Source organism: Candidatus Clostridium helianthi (assembly GCF_045310795.1).
Lineage (GTDB): Bacteria > Bacillota > Clostridia > Clostridiales > Clostridiaceae > Clostridium > Clostridium helianthi.
The window spans coordinates 188,899-209,325 of sequence record NZ_JBJIAB010000004.1; the positions used below are offsets into that span (position 1 = coordinate 188,899).

The window sequence follows — 20,427 nt, forward strand, 5'->3', positions numbered from 1 at the left end:
ATTAATTTAAAAGCTTGTACTATTTATGTTTTTTACCCAAAGGTTCATGTCTTCAAAGGTACCGCATATATTACAATTGTTTACTAGTCTGCCAGCAAAATTATAATTATGTTTACTTAGAACAAAGTTAATGCTAGGATTTATTGATCTAGATAAACTATATAAACAGAGAAAACCCTTAGCCTTTAAGTCTGATTCTAAAGAATAAATGATGTTTGATAATATGCCTATTCCTCTATAAGATGGATGAGTAGCACAGTCAGTTATTTCAGCATTTAAATTTTCTTTATTCATATCTGCTGAGGCTATGCTGATTATTTTTCCATTATATACGGCAACTTTGTATAGAACTTTATCATTCATTGTTTGTTTTAAATATTCTTCATCATAAATAGGTGATTGATAAGTTAAAAAAACGGTGGAAAACAAATCTATCATTTCTTTTATATCATTTTTATTTGCGTTTCGAATAAGGTATCCTAAATTGTTTTTTTGATGCGCATATGTGTTTCTAACATTCTGACATTCTTTTATTAAGAGTTCTTTTCTCGCAAAATTGCTGCAAACTTTTCTATCGCTGTTAATAAAATATGACATACAAAAAGCATCGTTACCTTTAAAATATCCACTAATCTTCCCTTCGGAATTGAATCCAGCATTAATAAAAGTTTCAAAGGATTTTGTGTCACAATTACAAAGAATTTTACTTAAATGTTGTTTTGATGCAAAGTGAATTATTCTTTTTAAGTTTTGCGTTGATATAGTATTAAAGTCAATTATTTTTATTCTCTTGTTAGGCAAATCTACTAATATTTTAGTCCGATCTATTTTTGCGTAAAAAGTATTATTTAATTCACATCTACTAGCTCTCATTAAATTGCTTCCTCCTTTTATCATAATGTATTATTTGAAGTTAGGAAAAGTTTCTTAACCATAAGATATTTTTCCAGCCTCAAAAGTTTGTCCTAAGTTTATAATTATAAAAAAATAATAAGCTATAGAGAAGTCTCTATAGCTTGTAAAGCAATAATATTTATAGGCATACATAAAAATATCAAAGCATACCCAAACTTCTCTTCTACGCTTACGAGATTAGCTGACGGATTCGGATTGAAGAAAATTAACCCTACTTATTATCGTGTAATAAGATTCACCCCAAAAAATGGTTCTCCCGTTCAAAGTGATTAAGCGTTACATATATCATTTTGTAATTATTAATATCTTATATATAAACATATCATTTTTAAATATTCGAGTCAATATATGTATAAGTCAATGTGTATTATTATGCAAATATAAGCATTAATTAATCAAGTATATATTATAAATTCTCCCTTTTACTTTATTTGTGAAAGTGAAATAAATTTAATTAGTATATGTTTGTATGCATTCTCTTGTGTTTTATTAATGTGTACTAATGAATAAATTATATTTTATGGAAATATTATTAGATATAGCAATACTAAGGAGTTTAATGTGCCTAGTTTTAAAAAATGTAATTTATATTATGCAGGATTTCCTAATTATTTAGTGCAATATAGGGGAGATTTTCAGGGACAAATTGATAATATATCATATGCTTGTGGCGACAAAATTACTGATACAATTGCAGTGATTTCTATAGCACCAGAAGATATAAACCGTTTAATAAAGGATGTTCCATCAATTCTTTATATAAATCCTAGAAGTAAATATGTACTACAAGAGGTCTCGCCATCAAGTGTAGATAATATCAATGCAATCAAAATTAATCCATACTTAGACTTAAATGGAAGAGGCGTGCTTATAGGCATGGTTGACAGCGGAATAGAATACTTAAATGAAGAATTTATAAGAGAGGATGATACTTCGAGAATAGTAAGTCTATGGGATCAAACAGTACCAGATTCTACCGACACATCAGTTTATATTGGAAGAACATTTAGCAATGAAGAAATTACTAATGCAATCAAAGCTCATAGAAATAATCAAGATCCATATCTAATTGTCCCATCAAAGGATGAAGTTGGACATGGAACACAGATGGCTGGTATTATTGGCGCAAGAGGTTATAATGCTGATGTTCAAGGCGTTGCATCAGGATGTGAATTTGTAATTGTTAAGCTTTTTGAATCTATTAATTTTAGAAACGAGCTTCAGGCAAATGGTATTCCTTATACACCAGTATATAACGATTCAGAAGTTTTAGCAGCAATATATTATTTGCAAAGTGTTGCAGTAAGATTGAATAGACCTATGGTTATATATCTTGGGGTAGGTACAACTGAAGGTAGTCATGATGGTAATAATCTACTTTCAAGGTATTTAACTTCTATTGGAAAACTTAGAGGTATTGTCACAGTTACTGGTGTTGGAAATGAAGGAGCGTCAGAAGGTCATACTTCTGGAATCATAAAACAAACTGGAGATGTGGTTTCTATTGAATTGAGAATACCTAGAGAGATGAAATATTTTTCTTTCACAATCTGGGTGATAAAACCTAATAGGGCATCTATAAATGTGGTTTCGCCTAATGGAGAATCATCAAAATTTATTAAAGCGAAGGCAAATGAAATACAGAATGTTAATTTTGTATTTTTTAAAACTCAAATGACTGTAAAGTATTTTGTTCCTGAATATTTCACAGGCCACGAAGCTATATCAATTAGCTTTGATAGCATAAAAGCAGGAATATGGACGTTCCAGTTGAGAGGTGATTATATAACAGATGGTAGATATCATATATGGCTCCCACCACAAAAAACATTGCCAGAAAACACGAGGTTTCTTCAAGCAGATCCATTTACTACGTTAACAATACCATCTACAGCTAGCAGTGATACACCATTGCCAACTAAGAATGTTAAAACAAATCAATGGGTACAGGTTAATGGAATATGGCAATACAACGATTCGATGGGTAACCCAGTAAAGAATAATTGGATAAGTAATTACTACTTACAATCAGATGGAAACATGGCCACAGGTTGGTTAAACTATGGAGGTACATGGTATTATTTGGGTAGCGACGGAGCAAAAAAATCAGGCTGGCAATTAGTTAATGGTAATTGGTACTATATGGATTCAGAAGGAAGAATGCAAACAGGATGGATTAAGGATGCGTCTGGAAAGTATTATTACTTATATAGTAATGGAGCTATGGCATACAATACCACTATTGGTGGGTATAGATTAGGATCTAATGGTGCTTGGATTAAGTAGAATTCATAAAATGCTTGATGTAAAGTTTTTATTTAGAGATGACGGTAATCCTAGATAATTAACATATATACTTTTAATAAATTTATGACCCATACCAATATTTATGAATATCGGTATGGGTTGTATTTTTATAAATATGGTAAGTTTATTTAATCATATTTATATTTTCATAATGAATAATTTGTACTTTAGCTAAATACTATTAAATATAAGTAATACTAAGGAGTTTGCTGTGCCTAGTTTTAAGAAGTGTAGTTTATATTATGGAGGACTGCCTAATTATTTGGTTCAATATAGAGGAGATTTTAGAGGTCAAATAGACAAAGTATCGTATGCGTGTGGAGATGCAATTACTGATACTATTGCGGTTATATCTGCTTCACCAGAAGATTTAGTTAGATTGGCTAAGGATGTACCATCGATTCTTTACATAGATCCTAGAAGTAAATATGTATTACAAGATATATCTCCGTCAAGTGTAGATAATATAAATGCAATTAAAATTAATCCTTACTTGGACTTGAATGGTAGAGGTGTACTTATAGGCATGGTTGATACTGGAATAGATTATTTAAATGAAGAATTTATAAGGGAAGATGATACTTCAAGAATAATAAGTCTTTGGGATCAAACGATTCCTGATTCTGATGATACCTCAGTTTACATAGGAAAAACCTTTAATAATGAAGAAATTACTAATGCAGTCAAAGCTTATAGAAATAAACAGGATCCATATCTAATTGTACCTTCAAGAGATGAAGTTGGGCATGGAACTCAAATGGCCGGTATCATTGGTGCAAGGGGGTATAATGCCGATGTTCAAGGGATAGCTTCTGGATGTGAGTTTGTGATTGTAAAGCTTTATGAGTCCATGGAATTCAGGGAAGAGCTCATAGCAAATGGTATTCCTTATACACCAGTATATAATGATTCGGAGATTTTAGCAGCAGTAGATTATTTAAAAAATACTTCGGTAAGCCTTAATAGGCCAATGGTCATATATATTGGAGTTGGAACAACAGAAGGTAGTCATGATGGTAATAACTTAATTTCAAGGTATATATCATCTCTGGGAAGGCTTAGAGGGTTAATTACAGTTGCAGGTGTTGGGAATGAAGGAGCTTCGGAAGGTCATGCTTCTGGAATTATAAAGCAAACAGGAGATATAGTTTCTATCGAATTAAGAATATCAAAGGAAATGAAATATTTTTCTTTTACAATTTGGGTAATAAAACCCAATAGGGCATCTATAAATGTAATTTCACCTAATGGAGAATCATCTAAATTCATTAAAGCGAAAGCCAATGAAATACAAAATGTTAATTTTGTATTTTTTAGGACTCGAATGACTGTGAGATATTATGTGCCGGAATACTTTACAGGTCATGAAGCAATATCCATAAATTTTGATAGTATAAAGGCTGGAATATGGACATTGCAGCTACGAGGAGATTATATAACTGAAGGAAGATATCACATTTGGCTGCCGCCACAAAAAACACTACCAGAGAATACAAGATTTCTTCAAGCAGACCCATTTACTACGTTAACAATACCATCTACAGCCAGGAGAGTAGCTACAATAGCTTATTATGGAAATGATAATGCGTTGGTCGCAGCGTCTGGAAAAGGTCCTAATGTTAATGTGGATGTAAATAAACCTGATTTAGCCACTTTAGGGATAGATGTACTAACTACAAAAGTAGGAGGAGGAACTACAACTGTTTCTGGTAGCTCGGTGGCTGCTGCGATAATTTCTGGAGCTTGTGCACTTTTGTTGCAGTGGGGAATTGTTAATGGAAATGACAAAACCATGTTTTCAGCGAAAGTTATAGCATATTTAATTTTGGGTGCCGATAGAAGCAACTCAACATATAGATACCCCAATAGAGAAATAGGGTATGGATTTTTTGATTTACTTGGTACATTTAATATTATTAGCAGAAGTTATAGAATAAATCTAGATCTAAAAGAAAAAAATGAAGTCAGCATGGAGAAAAAATGTATTGAATATAGTGTAAGAAATCTATTTATAAGACTTCCGAAAACAAATATGGAAATATTAAAATAAAAAAATATGAGGATAATTAAGAGAATTTTCTTTTATATAATAATAAAGTCTAGTATCAAAACTTGCATTATTTATGAAGATTCCATTTCAAATTTATTTAGAGTTTAAACCGATATGTAATTAAATAATTACCATGTTGCAAATTAACTCTAGTTATACTTTTCGTTTTTAAGTAAATACTATTACTGATCTAAATTTATTAGAATAATTTTGGATATTAAAAGGAGGTTTACACATGACAAATAAATTTAAAGAAAAATTTGTTGCAATGCCAATAGAAAAGCATGATGCAGCAGCATGGGCTAATATGGAAGACGCGCAACCTGTATCTAATGTGAACATTCCTAGCGAAGTACAAGTTAGAAATGCAAAAGAATATGTAGATACAAATCAAAAGTAAGTATATATCCATCACGAAATAAGAAACATGTTTTATTGCGGTTTCTAAGGAATTTTTATGGATGATTCTAAGATTAGAAGTTGTGCCCAAAATGCTAGCATCAAAAGCGAGTTTGAACTAGCATATTTGGAACAACTTCTAATCAAGAATCATAACCATCAAAATTCCAATGAAACACTTCACAAAACATGCTTCTTATTTCTAGTGTAATATAAAACTTTTGATTTTCAAATTATCTATAGAAAAATCCCCGGAAAATCGGGGATTTTTTATTTTGGTTACTATTTACATGTATTTTATTTGGAACTTTTCTTATTAATATTGCATATCTGCTAAGCGCTTATAAGTTTCATATCTTTCTTTTGCATTCTTTTCTGCTTCATCAAATAATTTATCGGCTACCTCTGGGAATACGTTCATTAATGATGAGTAACGTATTTCTCCATGTAAGAAGTCTTTATATGGAGCAGAAGGTTCTTTAGATTCAAGTAAGAATGGATTTTTACCTTCATCTTTTAATAATGGGTTATATCTATATAGATGCCAATATCCAGATTCAACAGCTTTCTTTTCTTCTTTTATACTGTTTCCCATACCAACTTTTATACCATGGCTTATACATGGCGCATAAGCGATAATAATTGATGGTCCTGGATATTTTTCGGCTTCAGCGATTACTTTAAGCGCATGATTCATGTTAGCGCCCATAGCTATTTGAGCAACATACACGTAGCCATAACTCATAGCCATAAGTCCTAAATCTTTCTTTCTAGTCTTTTTACCCGCAGCAGCAAATTTAGCAACTTGAGCAGTTTGAGTTGATTTTGAAGCCTGACCTCCAGTGTTAGAATAGATTTCAGTATCCATTACAAATATGTTTACATCATCACCCATAGCAAGCACTTGGTCAACTCCACCATAACCAATGTCGTAAGCCCAGCCGTCTCCTCCAATTATCCAGTGAGATTTCTTAACAAGATAATCTTTTCTTTCTAAGATTTCTTTTGTAAGCCCATTTCCTATTTCATCTCCGCCTAGTACTTCTAAAACTCTGGCAGAAGCTGATTTTGAACCTTCCCCATCGTTAAAGTTGTTAAGCCATTCACGGAATGCATCTTTAACATCATCGTTAAAGTCTGGTGATTCTAAACCTTCATTCATCAAATCTGCAAGTTTTTCTCTAATTTGTTTAACGCCAAGGAAAATACCATATCCAAATTCAGCATTGTCTTCAAATAATGAATTTGCCCATGCAGGACCTCTTCCTTCAGCATTAGTGGTATAAGCAATGGAAGGAGAACTTGCACCCCAGATAGATGAACATCCTGTTGCATTTGCAATTATCATTCTTTCTCCGAAAAGCTGTGTTAAAAGTCTTATATATGGAGTTTCTCCGCATCCAGGACAAGCACCATTAAATTCTAGAAGAGGTCTAACTAATTGGCTACCCTTTAGAGTATTTCTATCAATTAAATCTTCCTTAGGAGTAAGTCTCATTGCGTATTCCCAGTTTTCAGCCTGCTCTAATATTTGTTCCTCAGATGGTTTCATTATAAGTGCTTTACCAGGTGCTGGACATACATCGGCACAGTTGCCACATCCTGTACAGTCGAGTGGAGCAACTTGTATTCTGTATCCGTAATTTTCTAGACCTTTTCCGGCAGCTTTCTTTGTAATGAAGTCTTTTGGAGCATTTTCCTTTTCATTTTCATCAACTAAGAATTGACGAATAGTTGCATGAGGACATATGAATGCACATTGGCCACATTGTATACACTTATCTGTTTGCCATTCAGGCACATTAACAGCTATACCACGTTTTTCATAGGCTGTAGTTCCAAGAGGGAAAGTACCATCTTCCATACCTACAAATGCACTTGTAGGCAATTCATCACCTTCATGTCTTGCTAGAGGACGTTGAATGTTTTTAACAAAGTCTGGTTCGTCTTTAGTAGGTTTATCACTATCTTCAACATTGGCCCAAGATTCAGGAATAGTAATTTCGTTTAATGAATCTATTCCTCTATCAACAGCATCATGATTCATTTTAACTATTTTATCACCTTTTTTACCGTACAAGTGTGAAATTGAGTCCTTTAAATATTTAACTGCATCTTCTACAGGAATAACATTTGCTAGTTTAAAGAATGCAGATTGCATTATCATATTTATTCTATTTCCAAGACCTATTTCACCAGCTATAGCAATTGCATCTATAGTGTAAAATTTAATATTATTTTTTGCTATATATCTCTTATATGGTGCTGGTAATTTATCTTTAATTTCATCCTTATCCCATGGACAGTTAAGTACAAAAATTCCATTTTTCTTTAAGCCCTTTAATACATCAAAATTATAAATGAAGGACTTATTATGACACGCAACATAATCTGCATTATAAACTAAATAAGGAGATTTTATAGGGCTCTTTCCGAATCTTAAGTGTGATACAGTAGTACCACCAGATTTTTTACTATCATAAGAAAAATATGCTTGAGCATATAAGTCAGTATTATCTCCTATGATTTTAATAGCACTCTTATTTGCTCCAACTGTACCATCAGATCCCAATCCCCAGAATTTGCAGCTTATAGTGCCTTGTGGTGTAGTATCAATTATTTCGCCTTCAGCTAAAGAAGTATTAGTTATATCATCAACTATTCCTATAGTAAAGTTATCTTTTGGATTATCTGAGTTCAAATTACCAAAAACAGAAATAATTTGTGATGGTCTTGTATCTTTAGATGCCAAACCATATCTTCCACCAACAATCATTGGTTTATTATCTTTATTATAGAAAAGCTTAGTAACGTCTAAGTATAACGGTTCAGCAGGTGCTCCAGGTTCTTTTGTTCTGTCTAATACTGCTATTTTCTTAACAGACTTAGGTAAAACGTTAAAGAAGTACTTATCACAGAAAGGTCTGTATAAATGAACCTTTATCATACCTACTTTTTCGCCTTTTTCTCTTAAGTAGTCTACAACTTCACTTATAGTGTCACACACTGAACCTATGGCTACTATAACTCTTTCAGCTTCAGGATCTCCATAGTAATCAAATGGGTGATATTCTCTTCCAGTGATGTTTTTTAATTCCTTCATATAATCTTCTACTATATCAGGAATTGCATTAAAGAAAGGATTTTGAGCTTCTCTTCCTTGGAAGTATATATCAGGATTTTGAGCTGTACCTCTAGCAACTGGATGTTCTGGATTTAAGGCTCTATCTCTAAAGGCTTTTAATGCAGCTTTATCTACGAGTTTTGTAACTTCGCCAAAATCAGGAACCTCAATTTTTTGGTATTCGTGTGATGTTCTAAAGCCATCAAAGAAATGAGTAAATGGAACTCTTCCTTTAATTGCACTTAAATGGGCAATGCAGGCTAAATCCATTACCTCTTGAACACTGCTTGATGCAAGCATAGCAAATCCAGTTTGCCTAGTTGCCATAACATCTTGGTGATCTCCGAAAATTGATAGTGCGTGAGTTGCAATTGCACGAGCAGTTACATGAAACACTGCAGGCAAAAGTTCCCCAGCCATCTTATACATATTTGGTATCATAAGCAGCAATCCTTGTGATGCTGTATATGTAGTAGTCAGTGCACCGGCTTGAAGTGATCCATGTACTGCACCAGCTGCACCAGCTTCAGATTGCATTTCAGCGACCTTAACTGGTTGATTAAACATATTTTTCTTTCCGTGAGCAGACCATTCATCAACCCCCTCGGCCATAGGTGTAGAAGGAGTTATAGGATATATTGCAGCTACTTCAGTAAAATTATAGGAAGCGTATGCTGCGGCTTGGTTTCCGTCCATTGTTTTTGTGACTTTTTGCATTAGGCTAATCCTCCTCTTCTATTTTTATAGAAAATCATAATTTATTTATCCCATTTATTATTTGAAAACTGAGGAAAAGTATACATATTTCTGATAAGCTGTATATTTTATTTAATGATGAGTTTTATTAAAATATAGCAGAGGAAATTAGTTAAAAGTCACAATGAAATCAGTACTTGGGAAAGTTGAGGAAGCTTATCCTAATTCTTTTAAGGAGAAGCTTTTGTTTTTTGTAATCTAGTACTAAAGATTTTAAGAATATAGGCATTTTAAAATTAAGATGGGATTATAAGCTATTATATAGGAGATAATATAGAGAAAAAAATCTCTAATTATTTGGAAGAAATGAGTGTACTATGGTGAGAGGATAAAAAGGTTAAATCATCATTGGAGTCTGTTACTTAATAGTAGAAGTTAATTAGAATAAACTTTATGTGGCAATAGAAAATAAATTGTTTTAAACAGCTTTAATTTGTGAAGATAGTTCTGTTATAATTAAGAATATTTCATTCCAGTTAGTAACTCTAGTTATTTTATCATTTAAAGGTTTCCTGTTATAATTTGTATCCATAAGAAGAACGTTGAACCCTGCCTCTGATAACTGAATTGCATTATTGTAGTTATCTTCAATAAAAACATTACAATCTAATTCGCGTGCTTTGTCAACCTTGTAGTGGCTACCTAAAACAAATAAGTTATCATAAGGTATTTCATTGTTTCTTAAAAATAGATGAGTCAGTGTTTTTAGCGCTAAATCCCTAGCTGTCACAAAATATATATTATGAAATTGATGTAATGCAGTTATAACAAGTTTAGCACTATCTCTTAGTTTTTGATCTGAGTGGAGTTTGAACTTATTTTTATTATAGAAATCATCATATTCCTGCCTTTTTATACCCATAACTTCATGAATTTCATATTTTGTCACCTGATCTTCGGTTATATTCTTATCAAAATATTTATTTGCCATATCTAGCCAGTCATAAGCATTGGTTATCGTTCCGTCAATATCAATACAGATATTTAAAGTATTCATTATATTTACATCTCCTTTATTAAATATTAATATTAGAAAACTTCCACAAGGTTATTCTTAATTGAGGAAGCAAAGAATGATTAAATTCTTTATAGATATAGTATATTTATAAAAAGCTAAGATACCATTAAAGGTATGTTAATGTTTTGTTACTTTTATGAATAATAAAATAATGTTAGTTTAATATAGTGATCAATAGAATATTTTTAACGTTCTTTTAAAGTTTTACGTGCAGAAATTTAACAATTTTGTTGTATGATAGAAATAAATAGATTTAGAAAGGTTGTATTTAAAGCAATTTACTAATTTAATGCTTATATTAAATATAATTTATACGGGATTATGGTGAAAAATTAGAAATGTGATGTATAATTACAGTAAAAGATAAATAAATTTTAAGTACAGCGTTTTATAGAATAAATAATGTGATTTTAATACTATACAAAGAAATTAATGTGTACAAACTTAATATATTTACCATTGACTTTATGTAATGATGAAATTTAATTTCAAAAATAAAAAGGATGGTGGGATAATATGACTCCAAAAGAACTAACTCAAAAAACAGTTAAGGATATAATTAAAAGAAGAAAGAAAGCTGAAAATGAGATTAAGGCTTATCAAAGTGACCAAACTGCAAAGAAAATGAGGAACTGGAGTGTTAGAGTTGGAGGAAGTAGATGGTAATGATTTAAATATAGATCGAAAATATAGATTATATAATATGGAGTTACCAACAAAAGGTGACTCTATTTGTTATATATCTTGTAATTTATATACTATTTAAAATAAGTACCTTCTTTTGTTAGTTATGTCATCATTAGTGTTGAAAGATATGGAGTAAAAGTTAAAAGTGAAAAATAGTAATATTGTGCTATTGAAGTATAGAACCCAGTAGGTTTTGTATAGTATCATGATTTAAAGTATATAATTTTAGTAAAGATAAGTATTTAGAGTAGTAATTTTTCATTTAAGTTTTAATTGGGAAGTTGTAGATCTAAACAATCATAGAATTTTTAGAGGGTAGATTTACTAAAGTTACAACTGTCGATTTAAAATTATCAATGTAAGATTCAAAGGAGAGGGAAAGAATGTCAGTAAGGGTTAAGTTTATAAGTGAAGTAGAAGTTAAAGATGAGAAAAAGGTTTTAAAAGCTGCTAAAAATGCTAGGGTAAAAATTAATGATTCATGTGAAGGAAAAGGAAAATGTGGTAAGTGTGCCATTAAAGTTATAGAGGGAAAACTTTCTGAACCAACTAAAGAAGAATTAAAAATTTTAGGAAAAGAAAAAATTGATGGCGGCTATAGATTGGCATGCCAAACCCGTATACTTGAGGATTCAGTGATAGAAATAATAGATAGTGAAGATGCAAAAGCTAAAAAGGATGCTAAGTGTGGTACTTTAAAAGTTAAGGATAGTGATAAAATAAAATTACGCAAAGAAGATATAGATACTAATGATAAAGTAGAGGCTTCTCAAATCGAAGAGGTAAAAATTAAGATAGATAGTGATGATAATAAGTTGAACCATAAGGAACATAACAAGGATAAGGTAAAAAAGAATAAAAAATCAGATAAATAGAATATAAAGTACATAAACAAAAAATAGTTAAATTAATAAGAATAGATTAGTGAATAATATCTATTTTAAAATAAGGCTTTGAAATGTTATTGAATTACATTTCAAAGCCTTATTATTTTTAGTTGGGATATATTTCATAGTTTAAGTATACCTCACCGAAATCATAAATATTTTGATTCCGAAAAGCTATGAAAATATCGCTGAAGGTTCTAAGCAGCAGGTTGTATCCACTTTAGCATGCTCCAACTTTCCTAGGGAAGCTCGACTCATTACATTCGCTGAGGAAGTTCGAGAACCCAAAATAAAATTTTGGACTCTCACTTCACAAGCTAAATTGGGACAACCTACAGCTAAGAACCTTTAACAGCTCATTTTCAAATGTTTTCTTCATATTATGACCCTTGTGGTTACAAATATATTTATGATTTCTAGTGAAGATATGAACTTAAAGTTTTAGTAAATTTGTAAATACATTCATCTAATAAGTTAAGGTATTAGTTGAATTATCTATATAAAATCAGTAAAAACATGAGGATTTTTAACATGCTTTTTACACGGAAACAAGTTTTAATTAATAATCGGGTATTACACTTAATAATGTAAATAAATAGATTTTAAAGGATAGGTGAAAGAATGTATACTAGAAATTTACTGTCTTATAATTATAGGTCTAATATAGATAGCATAGTTATAAGAAAAATTAATCTAATAAAAATGCTTTTTCTCCTGTTATTGTTAATTATTTTTTTAACAAGTATAGTAAGGTTCTATAATTCTATTGAATGTACAAATAGTAGTAGCCTCGCAGTTGATGACTTTAAAACTGATATCAGTATGATTAGTGAAGCGGTGAATATTATTGAGACGGAAAGGACATCAAATGAGAATCTTCAAATAAATCATTTTGGATCTGATGGCAAAATAGTTGATGCTAGTGAAATTAGAACAGAGTTAGCGGCAGCTTTAATTAAAATCGGAGATATGGATAACGATAAAAAGTTATCAAATGAGGAAATTACGGAACTTGGGATGATGAAATTGGATACCAAAACTATTCAAAAAGAACTTAGGGAATTTCAATTTAATTTAGGATCATCAGACCATAATCTGAAAAATTTTATTGTTATAACGAAGGGAAAATATGCAGGAACAATACTTTATAATGGACCTTTAAAATTTATTGATGATGAACATAAGCGTTATTTTGGATTAGAATTATGGATGGATGCTAAATGATTTTCAAATTTTAAAGTAATTTGAGAGCGATGTAGTTGTATTATTCAAAAATTAACATCAAATTTAAATATTATTAAATTCGACATATATATTTAATAAGTTTATTATATAAGATATAATAAATGATAAATTTATCTTTGTGTAAGCATAGGAGAAATATATGGAGAATTATGTGGATTTTATTAATAAAGCTTGGGAAGACTTTATTTCTACAGGAAATGTCAATCCTAAGGTTAGAAGTGAAATTGGTGATTCATGGATAAGATGCATGAACTATGGTGTTGATCCCTATGATGGTAAGGGTCATGTTAAACATTCTAATATAAATGAATTAATTAATAAAAATAATGAACTTATATCTGTAGCTAGACCTATTATGGAAAGTATTTATAGCATGGTTAGAGGATCAGGATTTGCATTATTTTTAACGGATAAAGATGGATATATAATAGACGTAATAGGCGATAACGATATAATGAAGAGAATTGAGGAATTAAACTTCCTCAAGGGTGAATTATGGTCTGAAAATGTAGTTGGAACTAATGCTATAGGGACGGCATTATATCTTGGGAAACCGGTGCAGACTATAGGAGCAGAACATTATGGGGTAAATCAACACTCTTGGACTTGTTCTGCATCTCCTATTTATGATGAAGATGATAATTTAATTGGATGTATAAACATGTCTGGAAATTATTATAATGCACATTCTCATACGTTAGGAATTGTAACTGCTGCGGCACAATCAATACAGAAGCAAATGGCACTTGCTATTTCGTATAAGTTACTTAATGTGACATTTGATTCCATATCAGAAGGCATGATAGTTATTAATGAGTATATGAAAGTTAAAAGAATAAACGGACGAGCTTTGAAAATTCTAAATATATCACTAGAAGAAGCAATGAATATGAATATTAATGAAGTACTAAATGGCGTAGATTTTCAAAAATTATTGCAAGAAAAAAATAAATCTTTAAATAATATAGAATGGGATTTTTCTATAAATAATGACATAATAAAATGTGTTATAAACGTATTACCATTAAATAAAAATGGTAAAAGTAGTGGTATGGTAATAACTTTTACAGAAGTTAAGATTGTACATAAACTAGTAAATAAGTTTGTGGGATATAAAGCACAATATGAATTTAAAGACATTATAACAACAAGCAAAGAGATGGCCAATATGATAGCCTTCGCTAAAAAAGCTTCAAAAAGCGATTGCAATATACTAATACAGGGAGAAAGCGGTACTGGTAAAGAGTTGATTTCTCAGTCAATACACAATTATAGCGATAGGGCTAGAGGTCCGTTTGTCGCTGTAAATTGTGCATCAATACCTAGCGAATTAGTTGAAAGTGAATTATTTGGATATGAAAAGGGGGCTTTTACTGGAGCATCAAAAGAAGGACATCCAGGTAAGTTTGAATTAGCAGATGGGGGGACAATTTTCCTTGATGAAATTGGTGAGCTGCCATTAGATATTCAAAGTAAGCTTCTTAGGGTTTTAGATAATGGAAAGATAGTTAGAGTTGGTGGGACTTATGAGAAGCAGCTAAATGTTAGAGTTATTGGTGCCACTAATAGAATATTGAAAAATGAGATAAGAAAGAAAAATTTTAGAGAGGATCTATATTATAGGTTAAGTGTAATGGAGATAAAGACTATTCCATTAAGAGAGCGAAAAGATGATATAGATGTACTTGTAAATGATTTTGTTCAAAGATTAAACATAAAAAACAAAAATAAGATTATAACTGTAAGTAAGGAATATATTGATAAGTTAAAGAAATATGATTGGGACGGAAATATAAGAGAACTTAAGAATGTTGTTGAGCGAGATTATTACTTAAGCGAAGATGAAATAATGAATATAGATATAAATAATTTAGATTATAATAATATGACACAAACTTTGCATGATGAACCTATGGACCAAGAGGACATTAAAATAGTTCCTCTTGATGTATTAGAAGAGAACGCTATAAGGGATGCTATAAAAAAATGTGATGGAAATCTTCAACTAACAGCTAAATTGTTAAGTATAGGAAGAGCAACTTTATATAGAAAGATAAAAAAATATCATATAGATGTATCAAAATGAGAAAAGAAAAATCTGTGTATCAAAATGAGAAAGGAAAATGTATCGTTTTGATACATTTTTCTTTTATAGTTAAATGGTTTTTATATAAAATTGTATTATAAATAATAGATAAAATAAAATTATATCAAGCAAACAACCTAAATAACGCAAAAAAATATAATCTTAATCATAACTTGGCACAGAAATTGCTCAATAAAATATATGTGAATTAATTAACAATTTATCCAAGGAGGAGTTTTAAGATGAAAGCAGCATTATGGTATGCAAAGAAAGACGTTAGAGTAGAGGAAATTGAAGAACCTAAAGTTACAGTTAATGGTGTAAAGATTAAAGTAAAATGGTGTGGAATATGTGGATCAGATTTACATGAATATTTAGGAGGACCTATATTTATACCAGTAGGACAACCTCACCCATTAAGTGGTACAACAGCTCCAGTAGTTTTAGGACATGAATTTTCAGGAGATGTCGTTGAAGTTGGTCCTAATGTAAAGAATTTTAAACCAGGAGATAGAGTAATAGTTGAACCTATAGTTGCATGTGGAAAATGTCCAGCATGTTTAGAAGGAAAATATAATTTATGTTCATCATTAGGTTTCCATGGACTTTGCGGAAGTGGTGGAGGACTTGCTGAATATACAGTTTTCCCAGAAGAATTTGTACATAAGATTCCAGATGAAATGTCTTACGAACAAGCTGCTTTAGTTGAGCCAATGGCAGTAGCATTACATTCAATTAGAATTGGTAATTTTAGAACAGGGGATACTGCTTTAGTACTAGGATCTGGTCCAATAGGACTAGCAACTATTGAGTGCTTAAAAGCAGCTGGTGCAAAATTAATAATAGTATTACAAAGAAAATCTATAAGACAAGATTATGCTAAAAGAGCAGGGGCAGATGTAGTATTAGATCCTAATGAAGTAAATATAGCAGAGGAAGTTAAGAAGCTTACTAACGGATTAGGAGTTGACGTGGCATTTGAAACTACAGGAGCTCAAATAGGTTTTGATACAGGTATAGATAGCTTAAAGTTTGAAGGAACTTTAGTTGTAACTAGCATATGGGAAAATGATGTTAAATTTAATCCTAATGTATTAGTATTTACTGAGAAGAAAATCATTGGAACATTAGCATACAGACATGAATTCCCAGCAACTATGGCTCAAATGAAAGATGGAAGAATAAAAGCAGAAGGATATGTAACAAAGAAAATACATTTAGATGATATAGTTGAAGAAGGTTTCGGAGCATTAACAGGTCCAGAAAAGAAGAAACATGTTAAGATATTAGTATCTCCAGACAAAGAACTCGTATCTAAATCTTAATCTATATAGAATTTGCAATTAGCAATAAAGATATAAATAGTACTTATAGATAAAGTATATTCTCGCAAGAACAAAAATTATACTAAGATTCAGATGAATAGAAAAAATCACCTGAATCAAGTTTACTTGGTTAAATTAGGAGGAACGTAAATGTATAAAATAGTGAACAAAAAGGAGCTAACAAATAATATATTCTCAATGGATATAGAAGCTCCAAGAGTAGCAAAATCTGCAAAGCCTGGACAATTTATTATCATAAAAAATGATGAAAAAGGTGAAAGAATTCCGTTAACTATAGCAGATTATGATCAGGAAAAAGGAACAGTAACTATAGTTTTTCAAACTGTAGGAAAAGGAACAAAACAGTTAGCTGCTTTTAATGAAGGGGATCATGTAGCTGACTTTGTTGGACCATTAGGTGTACCAAGTGAATTTATACATGAGGATATAGAAGAATTAAAGAAAAAGAATTTCATCTTTGTGGCAGGTGGAGTTGGTGCAGCACCAGTTTACCCACAAGTAAAATGGATGCATGAACATGGAATAGCTGTAGATGTTATTTTAGGAAGCAGAAACAAAGATTTGTTAATATATGAAGAAAAATTAAAGAATGCTGCTGGAAATCTTTATGTAACAACTGATGATGGTTCATATGAATTTAAGGGAACTGGATCAGATATGCTTAAAGAATTAGTTAATAATCAAGGTAAGAAATATGATCATGCAATTATTATTGGACCAATGATAATGATGAAATTTACTTCTATGCTAACTAAGGAATTAGGAATTCCAACAACAGTAAGCTTAAATCCAATAATGGTTGATGGTACAGGTATGTGTGGTGCTTGTAGAGTTACTGTTGGAGGAGAAGTTAAGTTTGCTTGTGTTGATGGACCAGAATTTGATGGACATTTGGTAAATTACGATGAATCAATGAGAAGACAAGCTATGTATAAAACAGAAGAAGGAAAAGCACAGTTAGAAGTTGAAGAAGGAAATACTCATAGTCACGGTGGCTGTGGTTGCAGAGGTGATAAATAATGGACATGAATGAGAGATTAGTTAGAATACCAGTAAGAGAACAAGATCCAAAGGTTAGAGCAGCAAACTTTGAAGAAGTTTGTATCGGATATAACGAAGAAGAAGCAACTAAAGAAGCTTCTAGATGTCTAAACTGTAAGAATCCTAAATGTGTAGAAGGATGTCCAGTATCAATCAATATACCAGGATTCATTTCTTATGTTAAAGATGAAAAATTTGAAGAAGCTGCAAAAGAAATTTCAAAATACAGCTCACTTCCAGCAGTTTGTGGAAGAGTATGTCCACAAGAAAAACAATGTGAAGGAAGATGTGTTTTAGGAATAAAAGGTGACTCAGTGTCTATTGGTAAACTTGAAAGATTTACAGCAGACTGGGCAGCATCACATAATGTTGATTTAAGTGCAACAGAACCTAAAAATGGAATTAAAGTTGCAGTTATAGGAAGTGGACCTGCAGGACTTACTTGTGCTGGAGATTTGGCTAAAAAAGGATATGAAGTAACTATATTTGAAGCACTTCATAAAGCAGGTGGAGTTTTGGAATATGGAATTCCAGAATTCAGACTTCCAAAAGAAAAAGTAGTTAAAAATGAAGTTGAAAACATTAAGAAACTTGGTGTTAAAATAGAAACTAATGTTATAGTTGGCAGAACTATAACTATAGATCAATTGTTTGAAGACGAAGGATTCAAAGCTGTATTCATAGGTTCAGGTGCAGGACTTCCAAGATTCATGGGAATACCAGGGGAAAATGCAAATGGAGTATGCTCAGCAAATGAATTTTTAACAAGAGTAAACTTAATGAAAGCAGCAGTAGAAGGATACGACACTCCAGTTAGATCTGGTAAAAAAGTTGCAGTAGTAGGCGGAGGAAATGTTGCTATGGACGCAGCAAGAACTGCCTTAAGACTTGGATCTGAAAGCCATATCGTTTATAGAAGAGGTGAATCAGAACTTCCAGCAAGAGTAGAAGAAGTACATCATGCTAAGGAAGAAGGAGTAATCTTTGATGTATTAACTAATCCAACAGAAATCTTAGTAGATGAAAATGGATGGGTTAAAGGAATGAAATGTGTAAGAATGGAACTTGGAGAACCAGATGCATCAGGAAGAAGAAGTCCAGTTGAAGTTCCTGGTTCAGAATTTGTTATGGATGTAGACACTGTAATAATGTCACTTGGAACATCACCAAATCCATTAATTTCATCAACAACTCAAGGATTAGAAATAAATAAGAGAAGATGTATTGTAGCTGAAGAAGAAACAGGTCTTACTACTAAAGAAGCAGTTTATGCTGGTGGGGATGCAGTTACAGGAGCAGCAACAGTAATACTTGCCATGGGTGCTGGTAAAAAGGCAGCAAAAGCTATAGATGAGTATTTACAAGGAAAATAAATATAAACTTAAAATAAATATAATTTTTATGATCAAATCCTAAATTATAAAGCCTTGGCAATATTAAATGAATATTGTCAAGGTATTTTTATTCTTTAAGGATTCATAATGAATGTGAATTAAAACCTATGCTCATATAGAAGGAAGTTTTATAGTTAAGTAATTTATGCTAAAGGAGTATAATAGAGATATATTTAGATATAGTAAGGAGATAAAAATGGAAAATATATTAGTTAAAGAATATTATGATTGGTTTAGCTCTTATGTAAAAAAGTTTTATGGGGAAGATAGCTTAATAAATCAGAATATTGAACTTAAGGAAATACATACGCTAAAAGTCGCAGAGCATGCTGTAAATATTGCAAAATCTTTAAATTTGCCCCAAGAAGAAGTTGATACAGCAGAGATAATAGGATTATTTCATGATATAGGAAGGTTTGAACAATTCAAAAAATATAAGACATTTAGGGATGCTTTTTCAGAAAATCATGCTGCTTTAGGTGTTAAAATATTAGAAGAGAATGGAACATTAAAAAACTTAGATGATAGTAGAAAAAAGATTATTATTAAAGCTGTAAATCTTCATAATGAAAAAGATCTTCCAATGGATTTAAATAAGGAAGAATCATTGTTTTGCAAATTGATTAGAGATGCCGATAAACTTGATATTTTCAGAATCATTATGGGATATGAGAGAGAAAGAAAGAATCATCCTAATCCGGCGCTTGATAATTTACCTGTTACATCAGGCTACAATTCAGATTTTATTAAAGATATTCGTTCAAATAAAAAAATTAGTAATAATTCACTAAAAAATTATAATGATAGAAAAATATATGAATTAAGTTGGATAATTGATTTGAATTTTTCATTTTCTCTTAACTATATAAAGGAGAAGGAAGTTTTAAAAACATTAATTAGCTGTTTACCTAAAAATGAAGAGATTGATGACTTAGAAAGGTACCTTGATAAATATATAGAAAATTCCATAGTGAAATAATTTATCTGTAAAATGAACATTTTAATTGATTTCTGTTTAATAATAATATTTAATTTATGTCTATACTAGCTAACCTGATTCTATTAACCAAATGCTAAATGCTGTTATGTTTAATCTACACATATATAAGTATTTATAATGTCTATAAAATTCAGCGGCATATAATATGTAGGTATAATAACGAATAATACTT

The 20,427-nt window shown here is 31.0% G+C and carries 14 protein-coding genes and 1 riboswitch; of the genes, 11 read left to right on the forward strand and 3 right to left on the reverse strand.

Going from position 1 to position 20,427, the window contains the following annotated elements:
• Positions 1-6: 6 nt before the first annotated feature.
• Positions 7-873: a putative beta-lysine N-acetyltransferase gene (gene ablB / locus ACJDTP_RS05135; protein ID WP_078115046.1), complete on the reverse strand. Its 867-nt coding sequence runs from the start codon at positions 871-873 to the stop codon at positions 7-9.
• A 193-nt stretch (positions 874-1,066) separates the two neighbouring features.
• Positions 1,067-1,201: riboswitch (cyclic di-AMP (ydaO/yuaA leader) on the reverse strand.
• A gap of 275 nt (positions 1,202-1,476) precedes the next feature.
• Between ablB and ACJDTP_RS05140 the strand changes: the two genes are divergently transcribed.
• The 3 genes from ACJDTP_RS05140 to ACJDTP_RS05150 all read left to right on the forward strand — a co-directional run bounded on the left by ACJDTP_RS05140 (position 1,477) and on the right by ACJDTP_RS05150 (position 5,672).
• Positions 1,477-3,201: a S8 family peptidase gene (locus tag ACJDTP_RS05140; RefSeq protein WP_406760668.1), complete on the forward strand. Its 1,725-nt coding sequence runs from the start codon at positions 1,477-1,479 to the stop codon at positions 3,199-3,201.
• Between the two features lie 232 nt (positions 3,202-3,433).
• Complete coding sequence (locus ACJDTP_RS05145) at positions 3,434-5,272, forward strand: S8 family peptidase (RefSeq protein WP_406760669.1); 1,839 nt, start codon at positions 3,434-3,436, stop codon at positions 5,270-5,272.
• Positions 5,273-5,507: 235 nt separating this feature from the next.
• Complete coding sequence (locus ACJDTP_RS05150) at positions 5,508-5,672, forward strand: CDIF630_02480 family spore surface protein (protein ID WP_077840327.1); 165 nt, start codon at positions 5,508-5,510, stop codon at positions 5,670-5,672.
• Between the two features lie 315 nt (positions 5,673-5,987).
• On the opposite strand, the gene nifJ is transcribed toward ACJDTP_RS05150, so the two are convergent.
• Together nifJ and ACJDTP_RS05160 are read right to left on the reverse strand one after the other, a co-directional pair.
• Positions 5,988-9,512, reverse strand: coding sequence for a pyruvate:ferredoxin (flavodoxin) oxidoreductase (nifJ, locus tag ACJDTP_RS05155; protein ID WP_406760670.1), 3,525 nt, complete (start codon positions 9,510-9,512; stop codon positions 5,988-5,990).
• A gap of 457 nt (positions 9,513-9,969) precedes the next feature.
• On the reverse strand, positions 9,970-10,548 hold the full coding sequence (locus ACJDTP_RS05160; RefSeq protein ID WP_406760671.1) for a 5' nucleotidase, NT5C type: 579 nt from the start codon (positions 10,546-10,548) through the stop codon (positions 9,970-9,972).
• A gap of 537 nt (positions 10,549-11,085) precedes the next feature.
• On the opposite strand from ACJDTP_RS05160, the gene ACJDTP_RS05165 reads away from it, so the two are divergent.
• The 8 genes from ACJDTP_RS05165 to ACJDTP_RS05200 all read left to right on the forward strand — a co-directional run bounded on the left by ACJDTP_RS05165 (position 11,086) and on the right by ACJDTP_RS05200 (position 20,234).
• Positions 11,086-11,235 (forward strand): hypothetical protein, encoded by a 150-nt coding sequence (locus tag ACJDTP_RS05165; protein WP_171770944.1) that lies wholly within the window; start codon positions 11,086-11,088, stop codon positions 11,233-11,235.
• Between the two features lie 404 nt (positions 11,236-11,639).
• Positions 11,640-12,131: a 2Fe-2S iron-sulfur cluster-binding protein gene (locus ACJDTP_RS05170; protein WP_406760672.1), complete on the forward strand. Its 492-nt coding sequence runs from the start codon at positions 11,640-11,642 to the stop codon at positions 12,129-12,131.
• A 633-nt stretch (positions 12,132-12,764) separates the two neighbouring features.
• Positions 12,765-13,367, forward strand: coding sequence for a hypothetical protein (locus tag ACJDTP_RS05175; protein WP_103698906.1), 603 nt, complete (start codon positions 12,765-12,767; stop codon positions 13,365-13,367).
• 160 nt (positions 13,368-13,527) lie between these two features.
• The gene (locus ACJDTP_RS05180; RefSeq protein WP_103698907.1) at positions 13,528-15,474 is read left to right on the forward strand and encodes a sigma-54-dependent Fis family transcriptional regulator; all 1,947 of its coding nucleotides are present in this window, start codon (positions 13,528-13,530) and stop codon (positions 15,472-15,474) included.
• Positions 15,475-15,716: 242 nt separating this feature from the next.
• Complete coding sequence (locus ACJDTP_RS05185; protein ID WP_077841041.1) at positions 15,717-16,799, forward strand: 2,3-butanediol dehydrogenase; 1,083 nt, start codon at positions 15,717-15,719, stop codon at positions 16,797-16,799.
• A gap of 150 nt (positions 16,800-16,949) precedes the next feature.
• A complete protein-coding gene (locus tag ACJDTP_RS05190; RefSeq protein ID WP_061114804.1) occupies positions 16,950-17,840 on the forward strand; it encodes a sulfide/dihydroorotate dehydrogenase-like FAD/NAD-binding protein in 891 nt (296 codons plus the stop codon).
• A complete protein-coding gene (gene gltA / locus ACJDTP_RS05195; protein WP_338481374.1) occupies positions 17,840-19,234 on the forward strand; it encodes an NADPH-dependent glutamate synthase in 1,395 nt (464 codons plus the stop codon). Before ACJDTP_RS05190 ends, gltA begins: the two co-directional genes overlap by 1 nt.
• 217 nt (positions 19,235-19,451) lie before the next feature.
• Positions 19,452-20,234: an HD domain-containing protein gene (locus ACJDTP_RS05200; RefSeq protein WP_103699352.1), complete on the forward strand. Its 783-nt coding sequence runs from the start codon at positions 19,452-19,454 to the stop codon at positions 20,232-20,234.
• The last annotated feature ends 193 nt before the right edge of the window (positions 20,235-20,427 follow it).

Coding starts and splice junctions, on each gene's coding strand:
- ablB (WP_078115046.1), bottom strand. CDS start 873: ATGAGAGCTAGTAGATGTGAATTAAATAATACTTTTTACGCAAAAATA.
- ACJDTP_RS05150 (WP_077840327.1), top strand. CDS start 5,508: ATGACAAATAAATTTAAAGAAAAATTTGTTGCAATGCCAATAGAAAAG.
- nifJ (WP_406760670.1), bottom strand. CDS start 9,512: ATGCAAAAAGTCACAAAAACAATGGACGGAAACCAAGCCGCAGCATAC.
- ACJDTP_RS05160 (WP_406760671.1), bottom strand. CDS start 10,548: ATGAATACTTTAAATATCTGTATTGATATTGACGGAACGATAACCAAT.
- ACJDTP_RS05165 (WP_171770944.1), top strand. CDS start 11,086: ATGACTCCAAAAGAACTAACTCAAAAAACAGTTAAGGATATAATTAAA.
- ACJDTP_RS05170 (WP_406760672.1), top strand. CDS start 11,640: ATGTCAGTAAGGGTTAAGTTTATAAGTGAAGTAGAAGTTAAAGATGAG.
- ACJDTP_RS05175 (WP_103698906.1), top strand. CDS start 12,765: ATGTATACTAGAAATTTACTGTCTTATAATTATAGGTCTAATATAGAT.
- ACJDTP_RS05180 (WP_103698907.1), top strand. CDS start 13,528: ATGGAGAATTATGTGGATTTTATTAATAAAGCTTGGGAAGACTTTATT.
- ACJDTP_RS05185 (WP_077841041.1), top strand. CDS start 15,717: ATGAAAGCAGCATTATGGTATGCAAAGAAAGACGTTAGAGTAGAGGAA.
- ACJDTP_RS05190 (WP_061114804.1), top strand. CDS start 16,950: ATGTATAAAATAGTGAACAAAAAGGAGCTAACAAATAATATATTCTCA.
- gltA (WP_338481374.1), top strand. CDS start 17,840: ATGGACATGAATGAGAGATTAGTTAGAATACCAGTAAGAGAACAAGAT.
- ACJDTP_RS05200 (WP_103699352.1), top strand. CDS start 19,452: ATGGAAAATATATTAGTTAAAGAATATTATGATTGGTTTAGCTCTTAT.